Origin of the sequence: Bradyrhizobium sp. RDI18, assembly GCF_043203335.1 — a bacterium.
Lineage (GTDB): Bacteria > Pseudomonadota > Alphaproteobacteria > Rhizobiales > Xanthobacteraceae > Bradyrhizobium > Bradyrhizobium retamae.
In genome coordinates, this window is sequence record NZ_JBICRN010000006.1 from 1,376,815 (window position 1) to 1,401,741 (window position 24,927).

Annotated in this window: 20 protein-coding genes and 2 pseudogenes; 8 read left to right on the plus strand and 14 right to left on the minus strand. The window is 64.0% G+C overall.

Going from position 1 to position 24,927, the window contains the following annotated elements; translation table 11 throughout:
- Positions 1-94: 94 nt before the first annotated feature.
- Positions 95-1,822, minus strand: coding sequence for a cation:proton antiporter (locus ACFXS9_RS07545; protein WP_392686808.1), 1,728 nt, complete (start codon positions 1,820-1,822; stop codon positions 95-97).
- Between the two features lie 105 nt (positions 1,823-1,927).
- On the opposite strand from ACFXS9_RS07545, the gene ACFXS9_RS07550 reads away from it, so the two are divergent.
- A complete protein-coding gene (locus ACFXS9_RS07550) occupies positions 1,928-2,197 on the plus strand; it encodes a DUF3124 domain-containing protein (protein ID WP_392686810.1) in 270 nt (89 codons plus the stop codon).
- A complete protein-coding gene (locus tag ACFXS9_RS07555; RefSeq protein ID WP_392686811.1) occupies positions 2,178-3,419 on the plus strand; it encodes a PLP-dependent aminotransferase family protein in 1,242 nt (413 codons plus the stop codon). Before ACFXS9_RS07550 ends, ACFXS9_RS07555 begins: the two co-directional genes overlap by 20 nt.
- Before the next feature lie 23 nt (positions 3,420-3,442).
- Here ACFXS9_RS07555 and ACFXS9_RS07560 read toward each other — a convergent pair whose 3' ends face one another.
- Both ACFXS9_RS07560 and ACFXS9_RS07565 read right to left on the minus strand, forming a co-directional pair.
- On the minus strand, positions 3,443-3,715 hold the full coding sequence (locus ACFXS9_RS07560; protein WP_392687333.1) for a Bug family tripartite tricarboxylate transporter substrate binding protein: 273 nt from the start codon (positions 3,713-3,715) through the stop codon (positions 3,443-3,445).
- Positions 3,716-3,734: 19 nt separating this feature from the next.
- Positions 3,735-4,430 (minus strand): annotated as a pseudogene (locus ACFXS9_RS07565) (Bug family tripartite tricarboxylate transporter substrate binding protein); the annotation flags it as partial.
- A 35-nt stretch (positions 4,431-4,465) separates the two neighbouring features.
- Between ACFXS9_RS07565 and ACFXS9_RS07570 the strand changes: the two are divergent.
- Entirely contained in the window at positions 4,466-6,169 is a 1,704-nt protein-coding gene (locus ACFXS9_RS07570; RefSeq protein ID WP_392686814.1) for an FAD-dependent oxidoreductase, read from the plus strand.
- Positions 6,170-6,178: 9 nt separating this feature from the next.
- On the opposite strand, the gene ACFXS9_RS07575 is transcribed toward ACFXS9_RS07570, so the two are convergent.
- A complete protein-coding gene (locus tag ACFXS9_RS07575; protein WP_392686817.1) occupies positions 6,179-7,459 on the minus strand; it encodes an amidohydrolase family protein in 1,281 nt (426 codons plus the stop codon).
- Positions 7,460-7,794: 335 nt separating this feature from the next.
- On the opposite strand from ACFXS9_RS07575, the gene ACFXS9_RS07580 reads away from it, so the two are divergent.
- Positions 7,795-8,019: a hypothetical protein gene (locus tag ACFXS9_RS07580; protein ID WP_392686820.1), complete on the plus strand. Its 225-nt coding sequence runs from the start codon at positions 7,795-7,797 to the stop codon at positions 8,017-8,019.
- A gap of 109 nt (positions 8,020-8,128) precedes the next feature.
- Here ACFXS9_RS07580 and ACFXS9_RS07585 read toward each other — a convergent pair whose 3' ends face one another.
- From ACFXS9_RS07585 to ACFXS9_RS07615, 7 genes are all read right to left on the minus strand, one after another.
- Positions 8,129-9,301 carry an acetyl-CoA C-acyltransferase gene (locus tag ACFXS9_RS07585; protein ID WP_028346836.1) on the minus strand — a complete coding sequence of 391 codons (1,173 nt, stop codon included), beginning with the start codon at positions 9,299-9,301 and terminating at the stop codon, positions 8,129-8,131.
- A 388-nt stretch (positions 9,302-9,689) separates the two neighbouring features.
- Positions 9,690-10,673, minus strand: a complete 984-nt coding sequence (locus ACFXS9_RS07590) for a Bug family tripartite tricarboxylate transporter substrate binding protein (RefSeq protein WP_392686824.1) — start codon at positions 10,671-10,673, stop codon at positions 9,690-9,692.
- 30 nt (positions 10,674-10,703) lie between these two features.
- On the minus strand, positions 10,704-11,717 hold the full coding sequence (locus ACFXS9_RS07595; RefSeq protein ID WP_392687336.1) for a Gfo/Idh/MocA family protein: 1,014 nt from the start codon (positions 11,715-11,717) through the stop codon (positions 10,704-10,706).
- Positions 11,718-11,804: 87 nt separating this feature from the next.
- Positions 11,805-12,245 (minus strand): heme-binding protein, encoded by a 441-nt coding sequence (locus ACFXS9_RS07600; RefSeq protein WP_334364227.1) that lies wholly within the window; start codon positions 12,243-12,245, stop codon positions 11,805-11,807.
- Positions 12,246-12,421: 176 nt separating this feature from the next.
- Positions 12,422-13,993: an alkaline phosphatase D family protein gene (locus tag ACFXS9_RS07605; protein WP_392686827.1), complete on the minus strand. Its 1,572-nt coding sequence runs from the start codon at positions 13,991-13,993 to the stop codon at positions 12,422-12,424.
- 100 nt (positions 13,994-14,093) lie between these two features.
- The gene (locus tag ACFXS9_RS07610; RefSeq protein ID WP_392686830.1) at positions 14,094-14,582 is read right to left on the minus strand and encodes a hypothetical protein; all 489 of its coding nucleotides are present in this window, start codon (positions 14,580-14,582) and stop codon (positions 14,094-14,096) included.
- A 145-nt stretch (positions 14,583-14,727) separates the two neighbouring features.
- Entirely contained in the window at positions 14,728-18,201 is a 3,474-nt protein-coding gene (locus tag ACFXS9_RS07615; RefSeq protein ID WP_392686833.1) for an indolepyruvate ferredoxin oxidoreductase family protein, read from the minus strand.
- Positions 18,202-18,398: 197 nt separating this feature from the next.
- Here ACFXS9_RS07615 and ACFXS9_RS07620 point away from each other — a divergent pair.
- The 3 genes and pseudogenes from ACFXS9_RS07620 (at position 18,399) to ACFXS9_RS07630 (ending at position 20,700) form a co-directional block, all read left to right on the plus strand.
- Positions 18,399-19,330: pseudogene (locus ACFXS9_RS07620) on the plus strand (hypothetical protein).
- A gap of 43 nt (positions 19,331-19,373) precedes the next feature.
- Positions 19,374-20,174: an SDR family NAD(P)-dependent oxidoreductase gene (locus tag ACFXS9_RS07625; RefSeq protein ID WP_392686836.1), complete on the plus strand. Its 801-nt coding sequence runs from the start codon at positions 19,374-19,376 to the stop codon at positions 20,172-20,174.
- A 301-nt stretch (positions 20,175-20,475) separates the two neighbouring features.
- Positions 20,476-20,700, plus strand: a complete 225-nt coding sequence (locus tag ACFXS9_RS07630) for a hypothetical protein (protein WP_392686839.1) — start codon at positions 20,476-20,478, stop codon at positions 20,698-20,700.
- A gap of 204 nt (positions 20,701-20,904) precedes the next feature.
- Here ACFXS9_RS07630 and ACFXS9_RS07635 read toward each other — a convergent pair whose 3' ends face one another.
- The 3 genes from ACFXS9_RS07635 to ACFXS9_RS07645 are packed head-to-tail and all read right to left on the minus strand — an operon-like array spanning position 20,905 to position 23,831.
- Entirely contained in the window at positions 20,905-21,288 is a 384-nt protein-coding gene (locus ACFXS9_RS07635) for a cupin domain-containing protein (RefSeq protein WP_392686841.1), read from the minus strand.
- Between the two features lie 18 nt (positions 21,289-21,306).
- The gene (locus ACFXS9_RS07640; RefSeq protein ID WP_392686844.1) at positions 21,307-22,011 is read right to left on the minus strand and encodes an SDR family oxidoreductase; all 705 of its coding nucleotides are present in this window, start codon (positions 22,009-22,011) and stop codon (positions 21,307-21,309) included.
- Positions 22,012-22,031: 20 nt separating this feature from the next.
- On the minus strand, positions 22,032-23,831 hold the full coding sequence (locus ACFXS9_RS07645; protein WP_392686846.1) for a thiamine pyrophosphate-binding protein: 1,800 nt from the start codon (positions 23,829-23,831) through the stop codon (positions 22,032-22,034).
- 331 nt (positions 23,832-24,162) lie between these two features.
- Between ACFXS9_RS07645 and ACFXS9_RS07650 the strand changes: the two genes are divergently transcribed.
- Positions 24,163-24,927, plus strand: coding sequence for an IclR family transcriptional regulator (locus ACFXS9_RS07650; protein ID WP_392686847.1), 765 nt, complete (start codon positions 24,163-24,165; stop codon positions 24,925-24,927).

Below are 24,927 nucleotides of genomic sequence, written 5' to 3' on the forward strand. Positions count from 1 at the left end.
GGCATTGGCCGTCCCGATCAGCAATAGATATGCCAAGCTGCTGCGGAAGCCAGTCTGGGTCACCCTCTATATTCGCTACGGCAGCACATATTTGCTACGGCAGCACCTCGCGGCGCTCGCTGAGCAGCGCGTCGGTCTCGGCGCGCTTGTCCTCCAGGAGCCCGGCCTGGGCGGCTTCGATCACCTTGTAGAGTTCGTGGGCGTCGCTGAGCCGCGTCACCGTCACGTAGTCGGCGCCGGCCTCGTAGAGGTCGTTGACGTTGGCCAGGATCTCCGCGGTGGCGACGATCTTGGCGGTCGGGTTGAGCGAGCGGACGTGCCGGACCAGCTTTTCGTTGTCGGCGCCCTTCAGCAACGAATCCGGGATGCTGAGGATGATCAGCTCGGCCTTGCCGACGCCGGCATGCACCAGCGTATCGACGTTGCTGATGTCGCCATAGACCACGTGCATGCCGCGGTCCGTCAAGGTCCTGAATACCAGCGGATTGAAGTCGATCACGGTGATCTGCTCCAGCACCGCCGGAGTGAGGCGCTCGATCTCGGCAACCAGGGCGCTGGCGGCGCGGAAGAACCCGAGAATGACAATCCGGCGCGCCTCCCCGTGCCCGCCCTCGTGCCCTCCGTCGGCCTCATGCTTGTGATCGAGATCGCGCAAGCCGATCCGCTTCAGCGGACCGATCAGGCCGCGCGTGACCTGGTCGCTGCGGCCCATGACGAAGGTGCTCAGGACCGCCAGCACCACGAAGGCGAACGACGCCGCGCTCGACGTTTCCGGGCTGATATGGTGTGCCAGCACGCCGGTCTGGATCACGACCAGCGAAAATTCCGAAATCTGTGCCAGGTTGATCGCCGGCAGGAGGCTCGCGCGCAGTCCCTGCTTCATCAGATAAAGCGGCGTGAACGTCGTCACCATGCGGCTAACGACGGTGAACGCCGCGATCGCGAGCGCCAGCCCGATCACCGACGCACCGGGGATCGGGATGGTCATGCCGAGCGAGACGAAGAACAGCGTGATGAAGAAGTCGCGCAGCGTCGTCACCTTGGCGGTGACGTCGAGCGCATAGGGGAATGTCGACAGCGATACGCCAGCCACCAGCGAGCCCATCTCGCGCGACAGGTGCAGCCTCTCCGCGATCTCGCCGATCAGGAAGCACCAGGCCAGTGCGCCGAGCAGGATCAGCTCGGGCCGGCGCGCGATCTGGTGGAACAGCCACGGTAGCACATAGCGGCTGAGCACCAGCGCGGTCGCCACCAGCACGCCGACCCGGACGATCGACAAGAGGATCACGCTCACCTGCAGATTGTCGAGGCTCGGCTGCACCGCCAGGAACAGGATCGCGAAGATGTCCTGCAGTACCAGTACGCCGAGCGTAATCCGCCCGGGCAGCGTGTCGAGCTCGCGCTTCTCGTACAGCACCTTGACGATGATGACCGTGCTCGACAGCGCGCAGGCGATGCAGAGATAGAGCGCGTCGAAATGCCCGCTCCCCATCGACAGGCCGATCCCAACAAAGAACAATATTCCGAGCAGGACGCCGCCGACCAATTGCCCGCCCGCGGCAAACAGAATCACCTTGCCGGCGCGCACGATCTTCTTCAGGTCGATTTCCAGCCCGATCATGAACAGCATGAAGATCAGGCCGAGTTCGGAGATGACGGTGATCGAATCCTGCGACTCGACCCACTTCATGCCGAATGGACCAATGACGAACCCGGCGATAAGGTAGGCCAAAATCAACGGCTGCCGAGAAAAATGCGCCAGCAGGCCGAGCCCCCAGGCGAACAGGATGCATAAGGTGATATCGCGAATAAGCTCGTGCATGGTTCCGGACTTCCCCCTTTTGCAACCTAGAGGTCCCGGCGCAAGGGTCAAACAAGCAATGTGTCACAGCCATAGAATGGGGCTTTTCTCTCGATTCTGGCCGCGTTGTCGATCCCTTACGCCTCCACCGCCAGCGCCCGGACCGCAGGCGGAATCGAACAGAATTTCGCAAACTCCCGCCCGATCCCCGAGCGGATCGCCTATTTCGACACATCAGGCAAGATGGCGGGGAGCTACCTCAAGTCCCCGATTGCGTTAAAACCGCTCGCGACCGTCGAGGTCTTCATCGCCGACGACGAGACTGAGAGCCGCCCGGTCGGCCCTCTCAACAAGAAACAAGATGGAGTGAACATTCATGTCTACCGCTTCCTTTGATTTTGCGTCCTTGCTGCCCGCCGGATTGCCGGCGCCGGCAGCGCGGTGGACCGGCCTTGCCAGATACAGCTTTGTCGGCGGCAACAATGATCCCGAGCAGGTTCCGGTCGATGGCCTGATCGACGCCGTCAATACCGTACTCCGGCGCGAGGGCAAGACGCTCGCGACCTACGGCCTCGCCAGCGGCCCGCAGGGCTATCGCCCCTTGCGCGAATTCCTCAGCGCGAAACTCAAGCGCGACGCCGGCATCGCCTGCATTGCCGACGACATCATGATCGTCTCCGGTTCGCTGCAGGCGCTCGATCTCGTCAACCAGACGCTGCTCGCGCGCGGCGACACCGTGCTGGTCGAGCAGGAGACCTATCAGGGCGCGCTGACCCGGCTGACGCGGCTTGGTGTCAAGGCGATCGGCATCCCTCTCGACGAGCAGGGCATGCGGATGGATGCGCTGGCGGCAGCCCTTGCCGACCATAAAAGCCGCGGCATCACGCCCAAATATATCTACACCATCCCGACCGTGCAGAATCCGACCGGCAGCATCCTGCCGGAAACGCGCCGTGCCGAGATGCTGAAACTGTCGCAGCAATATGGCGTGCCTATTTTTGAGGACGATTGCTACGCCGATCTGATCTGGAGCGGCGAGCGGCCGCCCGCGATCTACGCCATGAGCAAGCATGGCGGCGTCATCCACATCGGCTCGTTCTCGAAGTCGATCGCGCCGGCGCTGCGGGTCGGCTTCATCGCGGCACCCTGGGAGATGATGTCGCGGATGCTGGCGCTGAAGACCGACGCCGGAAGCGGCGCGCTGGAGCAGATGGTGCTGGCCGAGTATTGCGCGCCGCATTTTTCGACCCATGTGCCGAAGCTGACGCGCGGCCTGCGCGCCAAGCTCGACACGCTGATCGAAGCGCTCAGCGAGCAGTTCGGCACCTCGGCCGAGTTCGAGGAGCCCGAGGGCGGCATCTTCCTGTGGGTGAAGCTGCCCGACAATGTCGACACGCTAAAACTCTATCAGGCCGCGCTTGCCGCAGGCGTCGCCATCAATCCGGGGCCCGAATGGTCGACCGACAAGGCCTATGCCGGCAGCCGGCTGCGGCTGTGCTTCGCAAGTCCCTCGCATGAACAGATCCGCGAGGGCGTCGCCGTGCTCGCCGAAGTCTGCCGCAAGGAGTTCGGCGTGCCGGCGCGGATCGCGAATGTGGAGAAGCGGGCGCGGAGCTGAGCCTGCAAGCCGTGGCCGGTGTCCTATTCAGCCTTGATCCCGGCCTCGGCAATCAGCTTGCCCCATTTCACGCTTTCGCTCTGGATGAATTTTGCAAAAGCCTCGGGCGAGGTGGGCGCGGGTTCGGCGCCGAGAACGCGGATTTTCTCGATCGCCGCGGGATCGCTCAACGCCTTCACGAAGGCGGCATTCAGCGTTTTGACGATGTCGGGCGGCGTGCCGGCGCGTGCGACGATGCCGAACCAGCCGACGGATTCGAGATCCGGAGAGGCCCTGCTCCGCCAGCGTCGGAACATCGGGCAGGAAGGCCACGCGTTTCGCGGCAGAGACCCCGAGCGCCTTCAACTTGCCGTCGCCGATCAACTGCTTGGATGCAGGGATATCCAGCACGGCCAGCGGGACGTGGCCGGCAAGAACGTCCGTCGTCGCTGGCGCGGTGCCGCGGTAGGCGATCAATTGAATTCCGACACCGGCCTTCTGGTTGAACAAGGCCGAGGTCAGGTGCATCGCCGTGCCGTTGCCGCCATGGCCGATCGACAGACCCGCCGCTTGAGCCTTGGCCTTGGCAATGACATCGGCAACCGAGGCAATGGCCGATTGTTGCGAAGACACCAGCACGAACGGGATTTCCGCCAGCAAAGTGACCGGCGCCAGATCCTTGATCGGATCGAACGCCATCGCCGCGCGGTTGAGATGGGGATTGACGGTCAGCACGCCGGCTGCGGCCACGCCGAGCGTGTAGCCATCAGGCGCGGCCTGCGCCACCGCGCCGATCCCGATATTGCCGCCCGCGCCCGCCCTGTTCTCGATGACAACGGGCTGACGCAGCGTTTCCGAAAGCAGCGGCTGCAGGGCGCGGATTACGATATCGGCACTGCCGCCGGGCGGAAACGTCACGATGATCTTGATGGGTTGATCGGGATATGCGTTTGCTGCTTCAATCGCCGACAACGACAGCGACAAAGCAACAACAAGGGCGCGGATCATGCCTTGCCGGATCGACGGAAACATTGAGGGTCCCCCGATGATCTCTGTGGCGCTCAGTAATGCATGATCGTCCCAACGCAGCAAGCGACAAGGTGGCAAGTGACATGGTGAAGACCAGCGTTCTCGTGGTCGGCGGCGGTCCGGTTGGTCTCACTCTGGCAATGGACCTCGCATCGCGGGGAATATCCGTCACTGTCGTGGAAACACGCGCCGCCGGCGAGCCGCCGAGCGTGAAATGCAACCACGTCTCGTCGCGCTCGATGGAGATTTTTCGCAGGCTCGGCCTGGCGCAGAAGCTGCGCGACGCCGGATTGCCGGCCGACTATCCGAACGATTGCTCTTACCGCACCACAGCAACGGGCATCGAGCTCTCGCGTATCCTCATTCCCTGCCGGCGCGATCGCTATACCGCCACCGGCGGGCCAGACACCGGTTGGCCGACGGCCGAGCCGCCGCACCGCATCAACCAGATCTATATGGAACCCGTGCTGTTCGCGCACGCCGCCGCCATCGACGGGCTGCGGATTCTGAACCGCACCGCATTCGAGGATTTCAGCGAAGTAGATGAGGGCATCGTTGCAACCGTCCGCAACCTCGATACCGGGGCCGCCTTTCAGATTCACGCCGATTTCATCGTTGGCTGCGACGGGGCGCGGTCGCTGGTTCGCAAGGCGATCGACGCCAATCTGCAGGGTACGCCGATCATCCAGCGCGTGCAGTCGACCTACATCCGCGCGCCCGCCCTGCTCGGCCTGATGGACCGGCCCGCCTGGATGACGCTGTCGCTCAATCCGCGGCGCTGTGGCACGGTTGTCGCGATCGACGGCCGCGAGAAGTGGCTGATCCACAATCACCTCAATCGCGAGGATGAGACCTTCGAATCCGTCGATCGCGACGCCTCGATCCGCGCCATCCTCGGCGTCGGCCCCGACTTCGAATACGAGATTCTGAGCAAGGAAGACTGGGTCGGCCGCCGCCTCGTCGCCGACCGGTTTCGCAGGGGACGCGCGTTCATCTGCGGCGATGCCGCGCATTTATGGATGCCCTACGCCGGCTACGGCATGAACGCCGGGATCGCAGACGCAACCAACCTCGCATGGCTGCTCGCCGCCTATCTGCAGGGTTGGGCCGACATCGCGATCCTCGATGCCTATGAGGCCGAGCGCCTGCCCATCACCGAACAAGTGTCGCGCTTTGCGATGGAGATGGCGGGCAAGGTCTTGAGCCAGCGCCGCACCGTTCCTGATGCAATCGAGCAGCCGGGGCCGGAAGGCGATGCCGTCCGCAAGCAGGTCGGGCAAGCGGCTTATGACCTGAACGTGCAGCAATATTGCTGTGCCGGCCTCAACTTTGGGTACTTCTACGATCGCTCTCCGATCATCGCCTATGACGGCGCCGAGCATCCGGGCTTTACGATGGCGGACTTCACGCCGTCCTCGACGCCGGGCTGCCGGCTTCCGTTCGCGAAATTGCCGGACGGACGGCCGGTCTATGATGCGTTGGGTCCGGGCTACACGCTTTTGCGCTACAATCCGGGTGTTGTGGTTGCGCCCTTGACCGATGCGATGCGCGCCAATGGTGTCCCGTTTGAAATCGTCGATGTACCCGGCGACCAAGCGCCGCCGCCCAGCGGCCACAAGCTCATCCTTGCGCGCACCGACCAACACGTCTCCTGGCGAGGCAACGCGATCCCTGACGATCCCGCGCCGCTCGTCAACACGCTGATCGGCCGAACCGATGGGCCCGCCTTCGCTTCAGCCTGAGACGACCCCTCACCGCACCGCGAACGGCGCCTGATAGGGCCGGCCGAACGGCACGCCGTTGATCACGGTCTGCACGGGTTTGAGCAACAGCTTGCCCTCGCGCTTGTTGTTGCGGGTGTCGACGAACGAGGTCTGCGCCTCCACCAGATCCAGGATGGCGACGTCGCCGGGTGCGCCGATCTGCAGCGTGCCGATCTTGGGCGCTCGGTTGATGATTTTCGCCGGCGTCGAAGTCGCCGCCGCCACCACCTGCTCCAATGTAAGGCCGAGCGTGATGAATTTGCTCATCACATTCGGCAAATACGGCATGCCCGGCGAGTTGCCGGAGAAGACGTGGATGTCGGAGGAAATCGTATCCGGCGTGCAGCCGCCGGGAAGCGCGACCTCCGCCACCGTGAAATCGAAGCTGCCGCCGCCATGGCCGACGTCGAACATCACGCCGCGCTGCTTGGCGGCGAGCGCAGCCGGCAGCAGCTTGCCGTCCTGAACGATGTTGGTGAAGACGCCGCCGATGTTCGGCGCGCCGGAATAGGCGTGCGTCAGCACGTCGCCCGGCCGCATCAGGTCAAGAATCGCCGACATCAGCTCCTTGGTCTCGACGCCGCCGATATGGACCATCATCTTGGCCGGCCAGCCGCACATTTCGCAGGCCTTGATGCCGCGCTTCAGCGGCTCCAGCCCGTGCTTGGCGATGACATTCTCCGACATCCTGACCTTCACACCGAGCAGGAAATCCGGATTTTCCGCCAGCGCCATCGCGCAGGCCTCCATTTGCGCATAGTCGATGTTGTAGAGCTCGGCGACCGGGAAACCGGACAATCCGTTGTTGGCGATATGCACGAAGGCATAAATTCGCGCCCGCGATTGCGCCACGATGTAACGCCGCAGCGCCGCGAGATTGTTGACGCCGGCATCGCCCGCCGACACCACCGTGGTGGTGGCCTGGGCCTGCACCAGTTCGTCGGCGGGAATGCCGATCGCCGAACCATAGGGGTAGACGTGCGAATGTAGATCGATCAGGCCGGGCGTCACCAGCTTGCCTGAGGCATCGATGGTCTTGGCGGCGCGCGCGGCCGGAATCTCGTTCTCGACGGCCTCGATCATGCCCCAGCGGATACCGATGTCGCGCTTACCCTTGAGCGACTGACTCGGATCGAGCACGTCGCCGCCCTTGATCACGAGGTCGAACTTGTCATTCGGCCCCATCGCGGCATGGGCGCTTCCGGACATCGCGGCGACCGCGGCCGATCCGGTCAGGCTCAGGAAATGACGACGTGAAACCCCGCTCATGGCAGCCTCCCCAATTTGATTGTTATGGTGCGATGATGCGCCCGCTCCCAGCCTTCCGCAAGCAAGAGTAAAACCTGCCCATCCTCGTCCCACGCTGGATTGAAGCGCCGCGCTGCCGGTTTCCAGTGGGCGCTTACTGTATCGACGTTCGCAGCTTTGCCTCTCGCGGGGGCACGCATGCGCGACGCGGCCATAACAGAAGAAGCGATCGGACGATGATCGATTCGGGCTGCATCGCACACGCGTCTGAACAAGCGTTCAGAATTCTCTTCACGTTCCGCGGGAACGTTCTGCAAAAGTTGATGTTCTATCCTCGCTCAATTGAGGAGGATTGGATGAAGAAGCTTGGATACGTCATTGCCGCACTCGGCGCGCTCGTCATTGCGGCGCCGTCGATTGCGGGCGCCGAGACCGTCGTGATCAAGAAGCGCGGCTACCATGTAGGACACCATCACCACCATCACGGCGCGCGTGCCGAATTCAGGCGAGATCGCGGCTGGCATCGCGGACACCATCATGGCCACAGGACCGTGGTCATCAAGAAGAAGTATCGTTACTGACGCCTCGGATCGCATCGCATCGCGCGTTCGGTCCGGATGCCCCCAAACGAAAAATGGCCCCTCGCGGGGCCATTCTCTTTGTTTTGTGTGTCGCTGCGTTCGAAAAATCTCAGCTATAGATCTCGAACAGGCCGGCGCCGCCCTGGCCACCGCCGATGCACATCGTGACGACGCCCCACTTGGCCTTGCGCCGGCGGCCTTCCTGCAGGATGTGGCCGGTGAGACGCGCACCGGTCATGCCGAAGGGGTGGCCGATCGCGATCGAGCCGCCGTTGACGTTGTACTTCTCCGGATCGATGCCGAGCTTGTCGCGGGAATAGAGGCACTGGCTGGCGAAGGCTTCGTTGAGCTCCCAGAGATCGATGTCGTCGATCTTCAGGCCATGGCGCTTCAGAAGTTTGGGCACGGCGTAGATCGGGCCGATACCCATCTCGTCCGGCTCGCAGCCCGCCGCCGCCCAGGCGACGAAGCGGCCCATCGGGTTGAGACCGCGCTTCTCGGCATCCTTGGCTTCCATCAGAACGACCGCTGCCGCGCCATCCGAAAGCTGGCTGGCGTTGCCGGCGGTGACGTACTTGCCCGGACCCTTGACCGGCTCGAGCTTGCCAAGGCCTTCCATCGTCGTGTCGGGACGATTGCACTCGTCGCGGTCGACGGTGTAGTCGACGATGCTTTCCGCCTTGGTCTGCTTGTCGACCACCTTCATCTTGGTCTTCATCGGGACGATTTCGTCCTTGAACTTGTTGGCCTGCTGGGCGGCGGCCATGCGGCGCTGCGATTCCAGCGAGTACTCGTCCTGATATTCACGGCTGAGCTTGTAGCGCTCGGCGACGATATCGGCGGTATCGATCATCGCCATGAAGATATCGGGCGCGACCTTGAGCAGGTCCGGATCGATCGATTCCTTGGGCGAGCCGCCGCCGGGGATCGAGATGCTCTCGACGCCGCCGGCCACGATGCAGTCGGCACCGTCAGAGCGGATCGAGTTGGCGGCCATCGCGATGGTCTGCAGGCCCGACGAGCAGAAGCGGTTCACCGAGACGCCGGCGGTCGACTTCGGCAATCCCGCGAGCAGCGCGGCCTGGCGGCCGATATTCGGCGCGCCATGCGCGCAATTGCCGAGATAGCAGTCCTCGACATATTCCTTGTCGACGCCGGCGCGCTCGACGGCGTGCTTGATGGCGTGAGCCGCCATCGACATCGGCGGGGTGATGTTGAACCCGCCGCGGCCGGACTTCGCCAGCCCCGTACGTGCATAGGAAACGATGACAGCTTCACGCATTTGAAAGACCTCCCTTTGATGCGATCCAGTATGGACTGGAGCCGCGGTGGTGTGTAGCGAAAACCCGAATTCCGGCGGACGGAACAAAATGAATCGCAGGCCGGCTCAAGGCCGGGATTTGCACAACGCCCGTTCTTGGGCAAGGCCACGCTAACGCGTTCTGTCTTCTGCGGCCGATGCGCGACAAAGGCCGCATGCGCCGGCTGTTTCACTCAGCGAAATTGGCCGCTATTGAGATCGCCCGCAAACAGCGATCCGAGACAGGTCAGGGGTGCGATAGACAGGTCAGGGGTGCGATAGTAAGGACATTGCGCTTTCCGTGCCGCTGGCCGTAGCGGCCATCTCACGGTGACGCTCTAAGCCCATTTCATGTGACACACGAGACGCCTCACTTCCCTGTTCCGGCCGCGGCGAGAATGGGTGCCCAGCGTGCGATCTCGGATCGAACGAAACGGTCGAAGGCCGCCGGATTGCGCTCGTCCTTTGCCGGGATCGAGCCGCCGAGCTGGGCGATCCGCTCGCGCACGACGGGCTCATCGAGCGCCCGGTCGAGCGCATCGGAAAGCCTCGCGATGATTTCGGGCGAAACGCCCTTCGGCGCAAACAGTCCCGCCCAGACGCTCATCTTGTAGTTGATGCCAGCCTCCCCCGCGGTCGGAACATTCGGCAGCGTTTCGAGGCGTTTCGCAGCCGAGACCGCGAAAGCCTTGACCGAACCGGCCAAAACCGACTCCGCCACGCTGACCGATTGCTCGCACATGAAGTCGACGTGACCGCCGACCAGGTCATTCAAGGCCGGGCCTGATCCGCGATAGGCAACGAGCGCTGGCTTCGCGCCGAGCTCCGCGGTGAACAGCATGCACGCCATATGCGAGGAGGCACCGACGCCGCCATGAGCCTGCTTCACCGCGTCGCCCCGTTGCCGCAGCGCTGCGACGAACTCCTTCAGGTCGTTTGCCGGGAAATCCTTCCGCGCGATCACGACTGCCGGGGAATGCGCGGTGATGCCGATCGGCACGAAGTCGGCAACGGGATCGTATTTGAGGTTCGGCGTCAGCACTGGCGCTGCGACATGCGAGCCCATGGCAGCGGCAAGCAGGGTATAGCCGTCGGGTGCGGCAGCCGCGACGCGGCCGCTACCGACCGTGCCGCCGGCGCCGCTGACATTCTCGATGACGATGGATTGCCCGAGGATCTTCGACATCTGGTTGGTGACGATCCGCGCCACCACGTCGCTGGCGCCTCCGGGAGGGAACGGCACGATCACCGTAATCGCCCTGGAGGGGTAATCCTGCGCACGCACCGATCCTGCGATGCCAGCGAACAGCATCGCAACCAGGCAGGCCTTCCAGAGACACGTGCAAGGTTTCATAACGCTCTCCTGTCCCTTGCTGCTGCGCGGTCACACGTTTCCGTCGTTCAATATCTCCGCGACCTCGACCGAACGCCCCTCACGCGCCGAAAGAATGCCGGCGCGCACGACCGCGAGCGATCGCGTCGCCTCCTCGCCGCCGACTTCGTGCTGGCGCTGCCCGCGCGCCGCCGCGGCAAATTCCTCGAGCTCTTCGACCAGGGTATCGTTGTTGGTGCATGGTACCGCGACCGGCTGGCCTTCACCGCGCTTGAGCAACCGGAGCCCGTTGTGCAAGTCGTAGAACGCCGTCATCTCCTTGCCGTAGACGTTCATCAGGTAGTACTCGGACGCCGAGGCGTAGCTTGCATTCAGCGTCGAGAGCGCGCCGTTCTCATGCTGCAGGATCAGGCTCGCGACATCCGGATTGTCACCGGGCAGCACCAGTTGCGCCGACTGTGCGCGTACCGCCTGGATCGGACCGATCAGGTAGGTGAGCACGTCGACATAGTGGATGCCGATCTGCAGCATCACGCCGCCCGGCATGCCTGCAGCCTGGTAGCGCCAGGAGGTGAGATCGATCTTGCCAAGGCGGTCGCGGCTGATATTCGCCTCGGCATTGACGAGCCTGCCGAACCGGCCGGCGTCGATCTCTCGCCTGATGTAGCGGAAATGGCTCTCGCGCCGCCGCTGATAGCCGAGCGCCAGCACGACCCCGGCCTTGCGGCAGGCCTCGGTGATGGCGCGGCCATCCGCGATTGTGTTGGCGATCGGCTTGTCCAGAAAGACGTGCTTGCCGGCGGCCGCGGCAGCGCAGGTCGTCGCGAGATGCACATCGTTCGGCGTCGTATTGATGATCGCCTCGATCTCGGCATCGACCAGTAGCGCCTCGTAGCTCGCGGCCGGCCGGCAGCGGTATTTTGCCGCGAAATTTTTGCGTTTCTCATCCGACCTTGTGTAGCAGCCGCGGATCTCGAGCTTGCCCGAGCGCTGGATGGCATCCGCCAGCACGTCGGACCACCATCCCATCCCGATACAGGCCACGCGGAGCGGATCGGCCCTCATCACTTCGCCCTCCCAAGGACCTTGCTCTCAAAGGCCGTGCCCTTCCGAAAGGCCGCGTTCGTCCGGCCGGCTTCGGTCCCTGCTACTTCATTCCCACTTCGCACCGATCGACTCGACGGCCGACCTGGCGATCCGCAAATCGGTCTCCCAATCGCCGCCGCTGACGCCGACACCGCCGATGCATTCGCGGTCGACCAGCACCGGCACGCCCCCTTCCATCGCCGTCCACCGCTCCGGTCCGGCGGCGAGCGCGAGCCCGATCGCATGGCTGACGTCGAGGTCCTGGCCGGCCGCGCCTTTCGCCGTGGTCGGACGCCGGTTCGACGCGGCGCAGACCGCCTTGGTGGTGCAGGAGTGCACGGTATGGAAGCGGCCGCCGTCCATTCGTTCGATCAGGATCACATGGCCACCGGCATCCACGACGGCACAGGAGATCGCGATGTTGGCCTGGCCGGCCAATTCCAGCGCCGTCGCCATGATCCTTTTCGCGCCCTGATGCGTCAGGCGTTTGCTCTCGGCAACAAACATGGCAGCGCTCCGGTCGGGAGGGACAGGCGAATTGTGCCCCATCGAGAAACGACGTGCAACCTCCGGCTGCCTATCCTTCAGCACACTCCCCGTGCGATGAAGCCTAGCCAGACTATGAGGCGCGAACATGGAAGGTCGTCAGGAATTCTGTGCCGACGGCCTGGCGGCCGAACGCCTCAGATGTGCTGCGCCATGATCCGGCCGGGCCGAGCATCCGGGCGGGGCTCGATATCGACCGACCACAGGTCGCGGTTGTCGACGTCCTTCAATGTCACGGTCATCACCCCGGTCTTGCCGTCGATGTCGACGCGGCCAAAGAACTGCATGCCGTAACAGGGGGCGAGATTTTCGCCGCTGCAGCCCTTCTGGAACATCGCTTTCGGCCCGAACGTATTGTCGAGCGGGGCCGGCGCCCAGGTGCCCGCATGCAGCGGGCCGGAGACGAATTCCCAGAACGGCTCGAAATCCTGATAGATCGCGCGGTTAGGATCGTAGTGATGCGCGGCCGTGTAATGCATGTCGGCGGTCAGCCACACAATGTTGCGGATGCCGGCGCGCTTCATGAACGACAGCAAATCGGCGATCTCATGCTCGCGCCGCTCCGGCGGGCCGTCGCCGAGCGCAATCGCGTCCTCGCTGAACAGGCCGATCGGCATGTCGGCCGCGATCACCTTCCAGGTCGCGTCGGACGCCACCAGCTCGCGTTTCAGCCAGGCCAGTTGCGCCGCGCCGAGGATGCAGTTGTCGCTGTGGTCGTCACGCCGGTTCAAAGTGGAATCGCGGTAGCTGCGCATGTCGATCATGAAGACATCGAGCAGCGGGCCGTAGGCGATCTTGCGATAGATGCGGCCGTCCTGCGCGGACGTCGCGCGGATCGGCATGAATTCGTGGAACGCGCGGCGCGCCCGCGCCACCAGATGCGAGGTGCCGTCCTCGGCATAGCCGCTCGCGTCGGCCGTGCCGACCGGCGCCCAGTCGTTCGTGACCTCGTGATCGTCCCATTGCGCGAACAAGGGCACGGCGGCATGGAAGGCGCGAAAATTTGGATCCAGCCAGTTGTATTTGTAGTTGCCGCGGAACTGGGCGAGGGTTTGGGCGACGACAGACTTTTCCTCGGTAACCAGGTTTCGCCAGACCCCGCCGTCGGGCAGCTTCAGCTCCCGCTCCACCGGGCAGTCCGCATAGATGTGGTCGCCGCAATGGATGAAGAAGTCCGGGCGGTTGTCGAGCATGGTCCGGTAAGTCCGCATGCCGCCGTGGCTTTCGTCGATGCCCCAGCCCTGCCCCGTCGTATCGCCCGACCAGGCGAACGACACCGAGCTGCGCGCCGTGGGCGCAGTGCGGAAATGCCCGACCTGCGTCTCGCCGGCGATCCCCGGCTCGCTTTCAAACCGCACGCGATAGAAAATATCCTGTCCCGGCGGCAATCCGTCGAGCAGAACCTTCGAAGTGAAATCGGCATCCGGCAACGCATCGGCAGAAGCCGTGCCAATGATGGTCTTGAAATCTTCGCTGGCCGAACATTCGACCTGCATCCGCGCCGCCCGGTCGGCGCGTGCCCAGACCACCGCGGAATTGGCCGAGACGTCGCCCGATTGAATGCCCGTGGTGATGAGCGGCCGATCCGCGGCGCGGCTGAGGTAGGGTCTGGCGAGGCCGCCGAAACCAGCGACGGCGAATGTTGCGGCGGAGCGGACCAGCCATTGGCGCCGCGTCACGGCGGGCTTGGCGCGAATCGCAATCGGCATCGAACACCCCTCGTCGAATCACGACGAAGGTGTGCCCGAGCAATTTGAATGCTGGCCGAAGGTTTTACGACAGGTGGATGAAGGTGAAGAGTTGTAGCAACTACCGCTGCCAGTCGCAGATGCCGCCGGACTTGCACGGCCAGGTCTGGATCCGCGTGTCGCGGGCCTGCGCGTCGAGCGGGTTGCTGTGGGGTCGCGCCAACTTGGTGCGGGCAGCGCCGCGCGGTTTCTGCACACGCTCATGCGCCACGTGAGTCTTGGGTGCGACAGTCTTGGGCGCGACAGTCTTGGCGGCAGCAGTTTTGGGCGCAGCAGTCTTCGCAGCCGTTTTGGGCGCAGCCGTTTTGGATGCGGCGGCGGCCTTTGGCACGACCACGCGCTCCGTCTTCACCTGCTTGCGATCGGTTCTGGCCTCGATCCGGACCGGGGCGAATCGCGTCTCCGGGCCGAGTCGCTTCGGTGAGAGCATGGCTTGGGAAGGATCGAGCTCGAGGAGTTCGCCCGCGCGATACTCGTCTGCCAGCGCGGCGCTGCCCGACATCAGGAGCCCCGTGCAAAGTGCCGCGGCAATAGCGTTTTTCAGGACCATCGCAGGCCTCCTGAAATCAACCCAAAGAATTAAGAACAGTCGGCATGTAGGGCGCCGGCCGGGCAATTCCAGCCGTTCCTGCGCTCCACGGTTCCGGTGACTGAGCCAGCCTGTGAGAAAACTTCACGTGCCGGATGAACAGTCCCTATTCGGCGGCCTGCGCCACCGGCAGGCCGATCGCCGCTTCCAGCCGCGTGCACTCCGCACGGTATTTCGCGACATTGGCTTCCTTGACGTGGCCATAGCCGCGAACGAGTTCCGCTGCTTTCGCCAGCGCCACCAGACGCGGCCAGTCATACGGCTTGGCCCTTTCGAGATGGCGGAAGATCATCGCGGAATATTCGCCCGGCAAGGCCCGCTCCATCCGCCGCTCGGCTGAATAGCCGAACGGATCGAACGCGGTCCCGCGGAGGAACTTGAAGCGGGTCAGGATGTCGAAGGCGCGGAATATCCAGGAGCCGAATTCGCGCTTGCGCAAAAGCCCGGTCAGTCTATCGCGGGATGCCAGCAGCGGCGGCGCGAGGCTGACCTTGACGCCGGGGTCACCGTCGAACTGCTCTTTCAGCGCTTTTGCAAACTCGCCGTCGGAATAAAGCCGAGCGACCTCGTATTCGTCCTTGTAGGCCATCAGCTTGAACAGGCCCTTGGCGAAAGCCTCGGTCAGTTCATGCGAGTCCGGCGCGGCCTTGGCTTCCGCGGCGCGGACGCGCTCGACCTCGGCGAGGTAGCGCTTCGAGTAGGCCTCATTCTGATAGTCCGTCAGGAACTTGGCGCGGAATGCGATGCTTTCGTCGAGCGTGCGCCGGACCGGCGCCGCGCCCGAACTCTTGAAGCGTGCGGCGCTGACGACGCGCGGCAGATCGTGCGCCGCGAGCCGGCCCCATGAGAACGCGAGCTTGTTCATCTCGATCGCCGCACCATTGAGGTCGATCGCCTTCATGATCGCTTCCAGCGACAGCGGGATTGCCCCGCGCTGGAACGCAAAGCCGAGCATGAAGGCGTTGGTGGCGATGCTGTCGCCCATCAGCGCGGTGGCAAGCCCGGTGGCATCGAGAATGTCGAGGTCGGAGGCGCTGACCGCCTCGTTGAGCGCCTCCCGCATCGTTCCCGCCTCGAAATCGATGTCGGGATTGATGACGAAGCTGGCGGTCGGCAGCAGGTCGGCATTGACGATCGCCCGCGTCACGCCGCGCTCGGCCCGGCTCAGCGCGGGGATGCTGGTGGCGACCACGATGTCGCAGCCGAGGATGAGATTGGCGCCACCGGGGGCGATGCGGACGGTCGAGAGATCGTCAGCCTGTGGCGCGATGCGGACATGGCTCATCACCGCGCCGTTCTTCTGCGATAGCCCTGTGAAGTCGAGCGTCGAGCACGCCCTGCCCTCGACATGCGCGGCCATGCCGAGCAGCGCGCCGATGGTGATGACGCCGGTGCCGCCGATGCCGGTGACGAGGATGTTGTAGGCGCCATCGAGCGCGGGGCCTGCCGGCGTCGGCAGATCGGCAAACAGCGCCGAGGGGTCAGCCGTGGCGCGGTCGGCTTTCCGCAAGCGTCCGCCATGCACCGTGACAAAGCTCGGGCAAAAGCCCTCGATGCAGGAAAAGTCCTTGTTGCAGTTCGACTGGTCGATCCGCCGCTTGCGGCCGAACTCGGTCTCCAGCGGCTGCACCGAGACACAGTTCGAAACGGAAGAGCAGTCACCGCAGCCTTCGCAGACGCGTTCGTTGATGAAGACGCGCTTCGGCGGATCCGGATAGAGCCCGCGCTTGCGGCGCCGGCGCTTTTCCGCCGCGCAGGTTTGATCATAGATCAGGACCGTGAGACCCCTGACCTCGCGCAGCTCCTTCTGCACCGCGTCGAGTTCACGGCGGTGATGAACGGTCGCGCCTGCAGGAAAATAGTTGCTGGGATATTTCTCGGGATCGTCGGAGACGATGACGAGGCGCTTGGCGCCCTCCGCCGAAACCTGATGCGCGATCTGCGATACCGAAAGCCCGCCTTCGGCCGGCTGGCCGCCGGTCATCGCCACCGCATCATTATAGAGGATCTTGTAAGTGATATTGACGCCGGCAGCGGCCGCCGCGCGGATCGCGAGCAGGCCGGAATGGGTGTAGGTGCCATCGCCCAAATTCTGGAACACATGCGGCTCGCTGGTGAACGGCGCCTGCCCGATCCAGGTGACACCCTCCGCGCCCATATGCGAGATCGTTTGCGTCCGGCGGTTCGGCACCGACAGCGCCATGCCGTGACAGCCGATGCCGGCCATCGCGCGGCTGCCCTCGGGGATCCTGGTCGAGGTGTTGTGCGGACAGCCCGAGCAGAAATACGGTGTCCGCTGCAGCTTTGCGGCGCCGACACCGTCCGCGGGACGGTCGAACGCCTCGAGTTTTGCCAGGCGCTGCTCCAGCGCCGGGCTGCGATGACCGAGTTTTCGCAACCGCGCCACGATAGCCGCCGCCACCATGGTCGGCGTTATTTCGCCTTCGCTCGGCAACAGCATGGCGCCGCTCTCGTCGCGCTTGCCGACCACCGAAGGGCGCTTCGCGGCGTCCATGTTGTAGAGAATGCGGACGAGCTGGTCCTCGATAAAGCCGCGCTTCTCCTCGACCACGAGCACGTCCTGCAGGCCTTCGGCAAAGGCCCGCGCGCCGGATTCCTCCAGCGGCCAGGTCAGCGCCACCTTGTAGATGCGCAATCCCAGTGCCTGCGCTTCCGCATCGGTAATGCCGAGATCGGCCAGCGCCTGCCGCAGATCCAGATAGGCCTTGCCGGTCGCCATGATGCCGAGCCGCGCCGGCTTTGAATCCAGCACGACACGGTCGAAGCGATTGACGCGCGCGAATGCGGCGACCGCCTGCATCTTCGGACCGTGCAGCCGCCGCTCCTGCTCCATCGGCGCATCGGGCCAGCGGATCGAAAGCCCGCCCGGCGGCATCTCGAAATCGTCGGGCGTGATGATCTTGATGCGGTCGGGATCGCTGACGATCGAGGCCGAGCTTTCGACCGTCTCGGAAATCGCCTTGAACCCGACCCAGCAGCCGGAATAGCGCGACAGCGCAAAGCCCAAAATGCCGAGATCGAGATAATCCTGCAGCGTGGCCGGGTTGACCACCGGCATCAAGGCTGCCGCGAAAACCTGCTCGCTCTGGTGGGCGAGCGTCGAGGACTGGCAGCCATGGTCGTCGCCGGCCAGCGCAATCACGCCGCCATTCGGCGAGGTGCCGGCGGAGTTGGCATGCTTCAACGCATCGACGGAACGGTCGACGCCGGGGCCCTTGCCATACCAGATGCCGAATACGCCATCGACCTTGGCGCCCGGGAACATGCCGACCTGCTGGCTCCCCCATACAGCGGTAGCCGCCAGGTCCTCGTTGAGACCCGGTGAGAACTCGATGTCATGCTGCTTGAGGAAAGTTTTGGCGCGCCACAGCGCGTGATCGTACATGCCGAGCGGCGAGCCGCGGTAGCCGGAGATGAAGCCTGCGGTAATGAGCCCCTGTGCGCGATCGCGTTCGCGCTGCAACATGGGAAGGCGGACCAGCGCCTGCGTACCGGACAGAAAAATCCGTTTCGCATCCAGACGGTACTTGTCGTCCAGTCCCACTTCCATCAACGCCATTCGTCCGCTCCCCGTCGCACGTTCCGCCGGCAATTTGAACCGGTCTAATTGCGAACAGCATGCACCGATTTTGCTATGCGTGCCCAGCGTGAATTCATGGCCGCAGGGCATATCTCGCCCGTCATGTGGATCGGCCGGGCCTCTTGCGGGAGGCGGCCTTCTTTGAAACGCTTGGGAATTAAAGGGAGACGCCAGCGATGACAGAACCGGCCTTCAGGACCGAGATATTGGAGAGCGGTAATCTGCTCGTCGGGCCTTGGCGGAGCCCGAGGCAGATGCTCCACGCGCAGGTCTATGATTCGCACGCTTCGATCCACGACGATGCGACCGCGCAGAAGCTCGGCTTTCAGGGCGGCACCATCGAGGGCCCGACCCATTTCAGCCAGTTCGCGCCGCTGTGCGAACGGATCTGGGGCCAGGCCTGGTTCGAGACCGGCTGCCTGTCCGCGCACTACCGCAATCCCGCCTTCGAAGGCGAAGAAGTGCAGGCCAACATCGAGAAACCGAAGCCGGGGCAAACGACTTGTGCGATCGGCATGACCAAGCGCGACGGCACTGAGATTTTGCGCGGCACCGCTTCCGTCGGCGACGTAATGGAAACGGCGCTTTCCCGGCGGCTCGGCGAATTGAAGCCGCTCGCCGATCCCGTCATCCTTGCCGATCTCAAGGTCGGCATGAAGACGCCGCGTCAGACCGTGAAAATGGATTTCGATCAGCACATGGGCGATCTCTATCCGTTTTCGCTTGAGCAGAAGCTGAAGGTTATCACCGAACCATCGCCGTATTATTCCCAGGAGCTCAATCCCTGGGGCTGCGCGATCATCCCGTTCGAAATGCTGAGCGTGCTGTTTCAGTACCGCGCCCGCGAAGACCGGCTGCCGGTCCGCGGACCCGCGGTCGGGCTGTTCGCGGATCAGGAGATTCGCCTGCTGCGCGGGCCGCTATTCGTCGGCGAGAACTATGCAACCGAACGCGAGGTCGTCGCGCTCAGCGGCAGCCGCCGCACCGAAAGCGCACGACCGTGTTCGCAGCCGACGACACACCGGTCGCCACCATGCTGTTGAACATGGCGAGCATCAAGGATTCCTACGCCAACTACGAGCGGGAGCACCAAGCGCTCTACGGCTAGAGCATGATCCGGAAACAGTACCCAATCCCGGGAGTGGAATGAGATGCGCCTGAAAGATCGTGTCGCCATCGTCGTCGGCGCCGGCCAGAGCCCCGGCGAAGGCATCGGCAACGGCCGCGCCACCGCGCTGACCTTTGCACGCGAGGGCGCCAAGGTGCTGTGCGTCGATCATAATCTCGCGTCTGCCCAGGAGACCGTCGACATGATCGCCGCAAGCGGCGGCACCGCAGTGCCGTTCAGGGCCGACGTCACCAAAAATGCCGAGCTCAAGGCGATGGTGGTGGATGCGCAGGCGCGCTGGGCCCGCATTGACGTGCTGCACAACAATGTCGGCGTCAGCCTGGCCGGCGGCGATGCCGAGCTGCTCGAGATATCAGAGGAAGCGTTCGACCGCTGCGTCGCGATCAACCTGAAGAGCTGCGTGTGGGCCGCCAGGCACGTCATTCCGATCATGCGGGCACAACGAAGCGGCGCCATCATCAACATCTCCTCGATGGCCGCGATCACGACTTATCCTTACGTCGCCTACAAGGCGACCAAATCGGCGATGATCGCCTTCACCGAGCAGCTCGCCTACCAGAACGCGCAATACGGCATCCGCGCCAACGTCATCCTGCCCGGACTGATGAACACGCCGATGGCGGTCGACACCCGCGCCCGCGAATTCAAGAAGAGCCGCGCCGAAGTCGAGGCCGAACGCGACAGCAAGGTGCCGCTGCGCCAGAAGATGGGCACCGGCTGGGACGTCGCCAACGCCGCTCTGTTCCTCGCCTCAGACGAAGCGAGTTTTATCACCGGCGTGACATTGCCGGTCGACGGCGGCGCCAGCGTGCGGCGGGGATAAAGCGGCGCTGTGAGTTGAATCACCGTATTTGCACCAGGCCCGCCGTTTACTTTTCGTTAATAACCTTCTCCTAAGGCTTCTGGCGATTGGGCGGTCTTTTTGACGCCCGTGCTCACGCGACCTGCGCCGGCGTCATTTGTTTTTGGCCCACGCGCGTGATTCGACAACATCGACCAATTCCAATGACACGATGATGTGACAGCGCATCGTCGCTTGTCGAAATCCCGTCTCGTTGCGGTCGCACGAATTTCATGTGCGCTCGCTATGAGGCGCCACAAGAATTGTGGGAAGCCGAGGCACCATGAACGAAGAATTCGACTACGAGCTGACACCGGCCCAGTGGGAAACGCTGAAGGCATTGCGGACGCCGGAGTCGCGGCTGCCGCGCATGAGCCGCTATACGATCGACGGCCTGATCGCGCTCGAACTCGCCACCATGAACGGCGATGCGCCAGCCATCACCGCGAAGGGACGCAAGGTGCTGATTCGCGGCTCGTCGCTGCTGTTGCAGGACTTGGCTGCGTGATTGCCGGCCATTCACGCGCCTGCAGCACAAATTCTGGATTGACGGCACACGCTTTCCTGTTCCGGACGCGGTCCAGCGTGCAACGCTGCTCCGCAGAGCCGGGATCCATCGCCGCAGCATATGGACCCCGGTTCTGCAGCGCACCGCTAACGCGCTGCGCTGCGCCCGGGGAACGCAGCAGCGCACACTCTTCGCTTGACGACTTCACACCGGCTTTTCCTCATCCGTTACCGGTGAGGTGATCACCAGGAACACCAGATCGGCCAGCCCCGAATTCGAGATCGCGTGTTCGACGCCGGGCGGCAGGAAGATGACGTCGTGCTTGCGCACCACGTGATTTTTTCCCGCGATCTCCATCAGCCCCTCGCCTTCGAGCACGTGATAGATCTGCTCCTGCACAAGGTGCTTGTGGCGCGCGACATGGGCCATCGGCTGGTACATCGAAATGCGATAGTCGATGTGGCGGGAGCCCGCGGTCTCCGGCATCACCAGCGGTTTTGATAGGGCGCCGCCAAAGTGATTGGGGAATTCGCGCCAAGGTACCTCGGCGATATTGCGGATGAAGGCGCCGTTGTTTTCTGGAGCCATGATTGCCTCCTTTGCCGGTCAGATCACCAGCGCCCCGCCATCGATATAAACGATCGATCCGGTCGCAAAACCGTTCGCCATGAAGCTCAGGATTTGCCGCGCGATATCCTCAGCCGCACCGACGCGCCCGACCGGCAGCGCCGCCGCCGTCTTCGCCAGCATGTCGCGCCGCGCCTCTTCCGGCATTGCAGCGCGGATCGGGGTGTCGATGATGCCGGGCGAGACGGCGTTGACGCGCACCGGTGCCAGCTCCAGCGCGAGCGCCCTCGCCAGCGATTCCAGCGCGCCGTTGGCGGCGCCGACGATCGCCGAGTTCGGCCGCGGGCGAACGCTGAGAAAACCCGAGACCAGGGTCAGCGAGCCGCCGGCGCGGATTTCGGCTTCGCGCGCGACCCGCCACGCGCCCCAGAACTTGCCTTCCATGGTGACGCGCACATCTTCCATCGCCACGGTCTTGAACGGGCCGGTGCGAAGCTGCGCCGCCGTGACCACGACGTGATCGACGGGGCCGCAACGGCGGAACAGCTTTGCCACGCTGTCATCGCTGGTAACGTCGGCGGGAATCGCGATGGCGTTCAGCTTCTCCGCCACCTGGTCGAGCTTTTCGACATTGCGGGACGCAATGATGACATCGGCGCCCTCGCGCTTCGCCATCTCCGCCGTCGCCAGACCGATGCCGGAGGAACCACCGACGACGACCACCTTCTTGCCTGCAAGCAGCATGTGATTTCCTCGAAGTGAGATCAGGCGGGCTGGTAGCGCGTGCCGATGCCGGCCTTGCTCTGCCCGAGCCCGGGCAATTCCCAGACGCCGGCACCGACTGGATTGATGTCGGCGGCGATATCGACGTCGATCAGATAGGGTTTGTTCGCCGCGATGCCTTTGCGGATGGCCTCGCCGAGATCGCCGGCGCGATCGACGCGCACACCCTCGACGCCGCAGGAACGCGCCATCGCGGCGAAATCCGGATTGTAGCGCTCGCCGGTGTTGGGATGGTGGAAATCGGTCGCGAGCTCGCGGCCACCGAGATAGCCGCGCTGCAGCCCGCGGATCGAGGCGTAGGCGTAGTTGTTCCAGACCACCCAGACCACCGGCAGATTATATTCCACTGCCGTGCCCAGCACATTGGCGTGCATGAAGAAAGCGCCGTCGCCGCACACCGACACGCAGGGACGATCGGGTGCCGCGAACTTCGCGCCCATCACGCCTGCAACGCCAAAGCCCATCGGGCCAAATCCCATCGAACCGATCAGCGAATCCGGCCGCTTCGGTTTGCAGAAGCCGAGCAGCCAGTTGTGGTGCACGCCAATGTCGCTGACGAGGATCGCATCCTCCGGCAGCGCCCTGTCGATTTCGAGCGCGGCGCGCTGCGGATTGATCGGCGTGGTGTCGTCGGAAAATCCGGGGGCGACGAACTTGTCCCACTCTTTCCGATAGCCATCGATCTGCGAAAGCCACTTCTTGCGCGCGTCCAGCTTCTTCGCGAGATCGCCGCGGCGATCGAGTTCGGCGTGAACCTGCCGCAGGAAGGTGCGCACGTCGGCCATAAGGCCGAGCGCGACCGGATAGTTGCGGCCGATCTCCTCGGGATCGATGTCGACATGGATCAGCCGCGTCGGCGGAATGGTGAAGGAATAGCCCGGGATCCATGAGCTCGAGGTGCGATCGTCGAACCGTATTCCCATTGCCAGCAGCACGTCAGCCTGACGCGTCGCGTGGTTGGCCTGATAGTGCCCGGCGCGCGCGACGAGGCCCAGCGCCAGCGGATGGTTGCAGTCGATCGCGCCGAGGCCGCTGGCGGAAGCCGCGACCGGTATCTGCAGCCGCTCGGCGAGCCGCAGCAGTTCCTCCGCTGCGCCGCCATAGCGCACGCCCTGCCCGACAATGATCGTCGGCCGCTCGGCGCCGAGCAGCATGTCGACGGCTTTCACCACGCCCTCCGGATCGGCGCCGCAGCGGCTCGATATGTTGGCATTCCATTCGATCGCATTCGGCGCCTCCTCGGCCGCCGATTCCATGAACACGTCGAACGGCACGTCGAGCACCACGGGACCGGGCCGGCCGGTCGTCATGGTCTTCCAGGCCTGCCGGACCGCCAGCGGCACCATTTCGCCGCGCGTCGGCTGGAACACTTTCTTGCAGATCGTGCGCACGGTGGAAGGAAAATCGGCCTGATGATGCCGGTACATCTCCTGGAAGGCGCCGCGGTTGAACTGGCTGGTCGGCACGTTGCCGGTCACCGCCAGGAACGGCACGGAATCGAGAAAGGCATTCGCAAGCGAGATCGGCAGGTTCGCCGAGCCGGGCCCGCAGGAGGTAAACGTCGCCGTCGGCCGACCCGAGACGCGGTAGTAAACGTCGGCCATGAAGCCGGCGACGCTCTCGTGATGCACCGAGATCGTCTTGATGTCGTGGGAACGTTCATACAGCGCGTCGATGAACTGGATGTTGCCGTGGCCACACAGGCCGAACACCTGCGGCACCTTTTCCTGGATCAGATAGTCGACGATGACCTGGGCGCCGTTGAGCATGTTACGCGACATCGACCACTCTCTCCCTAAGCCCAACGAATTCGCCTCCGCGTCTTTACCGCGCACGGTCGGCTGCCTCGCGAACCTATTTCTCATAATACTGTACGTCAATTGCTATTGTGGTATGCTGCGAATCGCGCCTCCGACCGGGGGATGCCGTTGAAGGGCAAGGGCGTCCTGATAGAGTTCGCCTCGCCCATCTGGAGAACTGATTCCGTGAAGCCGCGCACCAAGCCGAAGACGACCGACAAGCCTGCAGGCCCACGCAAGGTTTCGATCGCAAGGCTGATGCCATCGAGCGAGCCCAACATCGACGACGAAGCCGAGGAGCGCGCGCGGCGGCGTGCAGTCGCTCGGGCGCGCGTTTTCGATCCTGGAAGAAGTCGCGCGCCACCGCGAAGGCATTGGATTGGCTGATCTCAGCAAGCTGGTCGGCCTGCACAATTCCACCACCTTTCATCTCGCCAAGACACTGGTGTCGCTCGGCTATCTCAGGCAGGAGCGCGATTCCAAGCGTTACCGCGTCGGCCGGCCGCTGTTTGCGCTGGCGGCCAGCGCGCTCGACGAAATCGAGATGGTCAATCTGGCGACGCCGATCCTGGAAGAGCTGTCGCGAGAGACCGGCGAGAGCGGTCATTTTGCCGTGCGCATGGGCGACGCGGTTGTCGTAATCGCCCGCACCAGCGGGGCTGGCGCGTTCCAACTGGCCGACCGCGTCGGCGTGGTGCGGCCGGCGCACTGCACCGCGCTCGGCAAGATCATGCTGGCCTCGCTCCGCCCCGATCAGTTGAAGCGCTTTCTCGAACGCGTCGAACTGAAGCCTTCGACGAAAAAATCGATCACCGATCCCGCCGTGCTGATGCGCGAGATCGCGGAAATCCGCCGCAGCGCGATCGCCTTCGACGACGGCGAATACAACGCAGAAGTCCGCTGCGTTGCGGTGCCGGTGTATCATTTCACCGGCGAAGTGATCGGCGCACTCGGCATCTCCGGCCCGATCTGGCGCATGACTGACCAGGTGGTGCAGAGCCGCGCCAAGCTGGTGCAATCGGCCGCCAGCCGGCTGTCGATCGAATTCGGCGCACGGGGTCTGGCGAAACCCTCCTGA

What these genes read in the sequence shown, in the direction of transcription:
- ACFXS9_RS07545 (WP_392686808.1), bottom strand. Translation starts at nt 1,822, where the DNA reads ATGCACGAGCTTATTCGCGATATCACCTTATGCATCCTGTTCGCCTGG.
- ACFXS9_RS07555 (WP_392686811.1), top strand. Translation starts at nt 2,178, where the DNA reads ATGTCTACCGCTTCCTTTGATTTTGCGTCCTTGCTGCCCGCCGGATTG.
- ACFXS9_RS07560 (WP_392687333.1), bottom strand. Translation starts at nt 3,715, where the DNA reads ATGTTCCGACGCTGGCGGAGCAGGGCCTCTCCGGATCTCGAATCCGTC.
- ACFXS9_RS07570 (WP_392686814.1), top strand. Translation starts at nt 4,466, where the DNA reads ATGCATGATCGTCCCAACGCAGCAAGCGACAAGGTGGCAAGTGACATG.
- ACFXS9_RS07575 (WP_392686817.1), bottom strand. Translation starts at nt 7,459, where the DNA reads ATGAGCGGGGTTTCACGTCGTCATTTCCTGAGCCTGACCGGATCGGCC.
- ACFXS9_RS07580 (WP_392686820.1), top strand. Translation starts at nt 7,795, where the DNA reads ATGAAGAAGCTTGGATACGTCATTGCCGCACTCGGCGCGCTCGTCATT.
- ACFXS9_RS07585 (WP_028346836.1), bottom strand. Translation starts at nt 9,301, where the DNA reads ATGCGTGAAGCTGTCATCGTTTCCTATGCACGTACGGGGCTGGCGAAG.
- ACFXS9_RS07590 (WP_392686824.1), bottom strand. Translation starts at nt 10,673, where the DNA reads ATGAAACCTTGCACGTGTCTCTGGAAGGCCTGCCTGGTTGCGATGCTG.
- ACFXS9_RS07595 (WP_392687336.1), bottom strand. Translation starts at nt 11,717, where the DNA reads ATGAGGGCCGATCCGCTCCGCGTGGCCTGTATCGGGATGGGATGGTGG.
- ACFXS9_RS07600 (WP_334364227.1), bottom strand. Translation starts at nt 12,245, where the DNA reads ATGTTTGTTGCCGAGAGCAAACGCCTGACGCATCAGGGCGCGAAAAGG.
- ACFXS9_RS07605 (WP_392686827.1), bottom strand. Translation starts at nt 13,993, where the DNA reads ATGCCGATTGCGATTCGCGCCAAGCCCGCCGTGACGCGGCGCCAATGG.
- ACFXS9_RS07610 (WP_392686830.1), bottom strand. Translation starts at nt 14,582, where the DNA reads ATGGTCCTGAAAAACGCTATTGCCGCGGCACTTTGCACGGGGCTCCTG.
- ACFXS9_RS07615 (WP_392686833.1), bottom strand. Translation starts at nt 18,201, where the DNA reads ATGGCGTTGATGGAAGTGGGACTGGACGACAAGTACCGTCTGGATGCG.
- ACFXS9_RS07625 (WP_392686836.1), top strand. Translation starts at nt 19,374, where the DNA reads ATGCGCCTGAAAGATCGTGTCGCCATCGTCGTCGGCGCCGGCCAGAGC.
- ACFXS9_RS07630 (WP_392686839.1), top strand. Translation starts at nt 20,476, where the DNA reads ATGAACGAAGAATTCGACTACGAGCTGACACCGGCCCAGTGGGAAACG.
- ACFXS9_RS07635 (WP_392686841.1), bottom strand. Translation starts at nt 21,288, where the DNA reads ATGGCTCCAGAAAACAACGGCGCCTTCATCCGCAATATCGCCGAGGTA.
- ACFXS9_RS07640 (WP_392686844.1), bottom strand. Translation starts at nt 22,011, where the DNA reads ATGCTGCTTGCAGGCAAGAAGGTGGTCGTCGTCGGTGGTTCCTCCGGC.
- ACFXS9_RS07645 (WP_392686846.1), bottom strand. Translation starts at nt 23,831, where the DNA reads ATGTCGCGTAACATGCTCAACGGCGCCCAGGTCATCGTCGACTATCTG.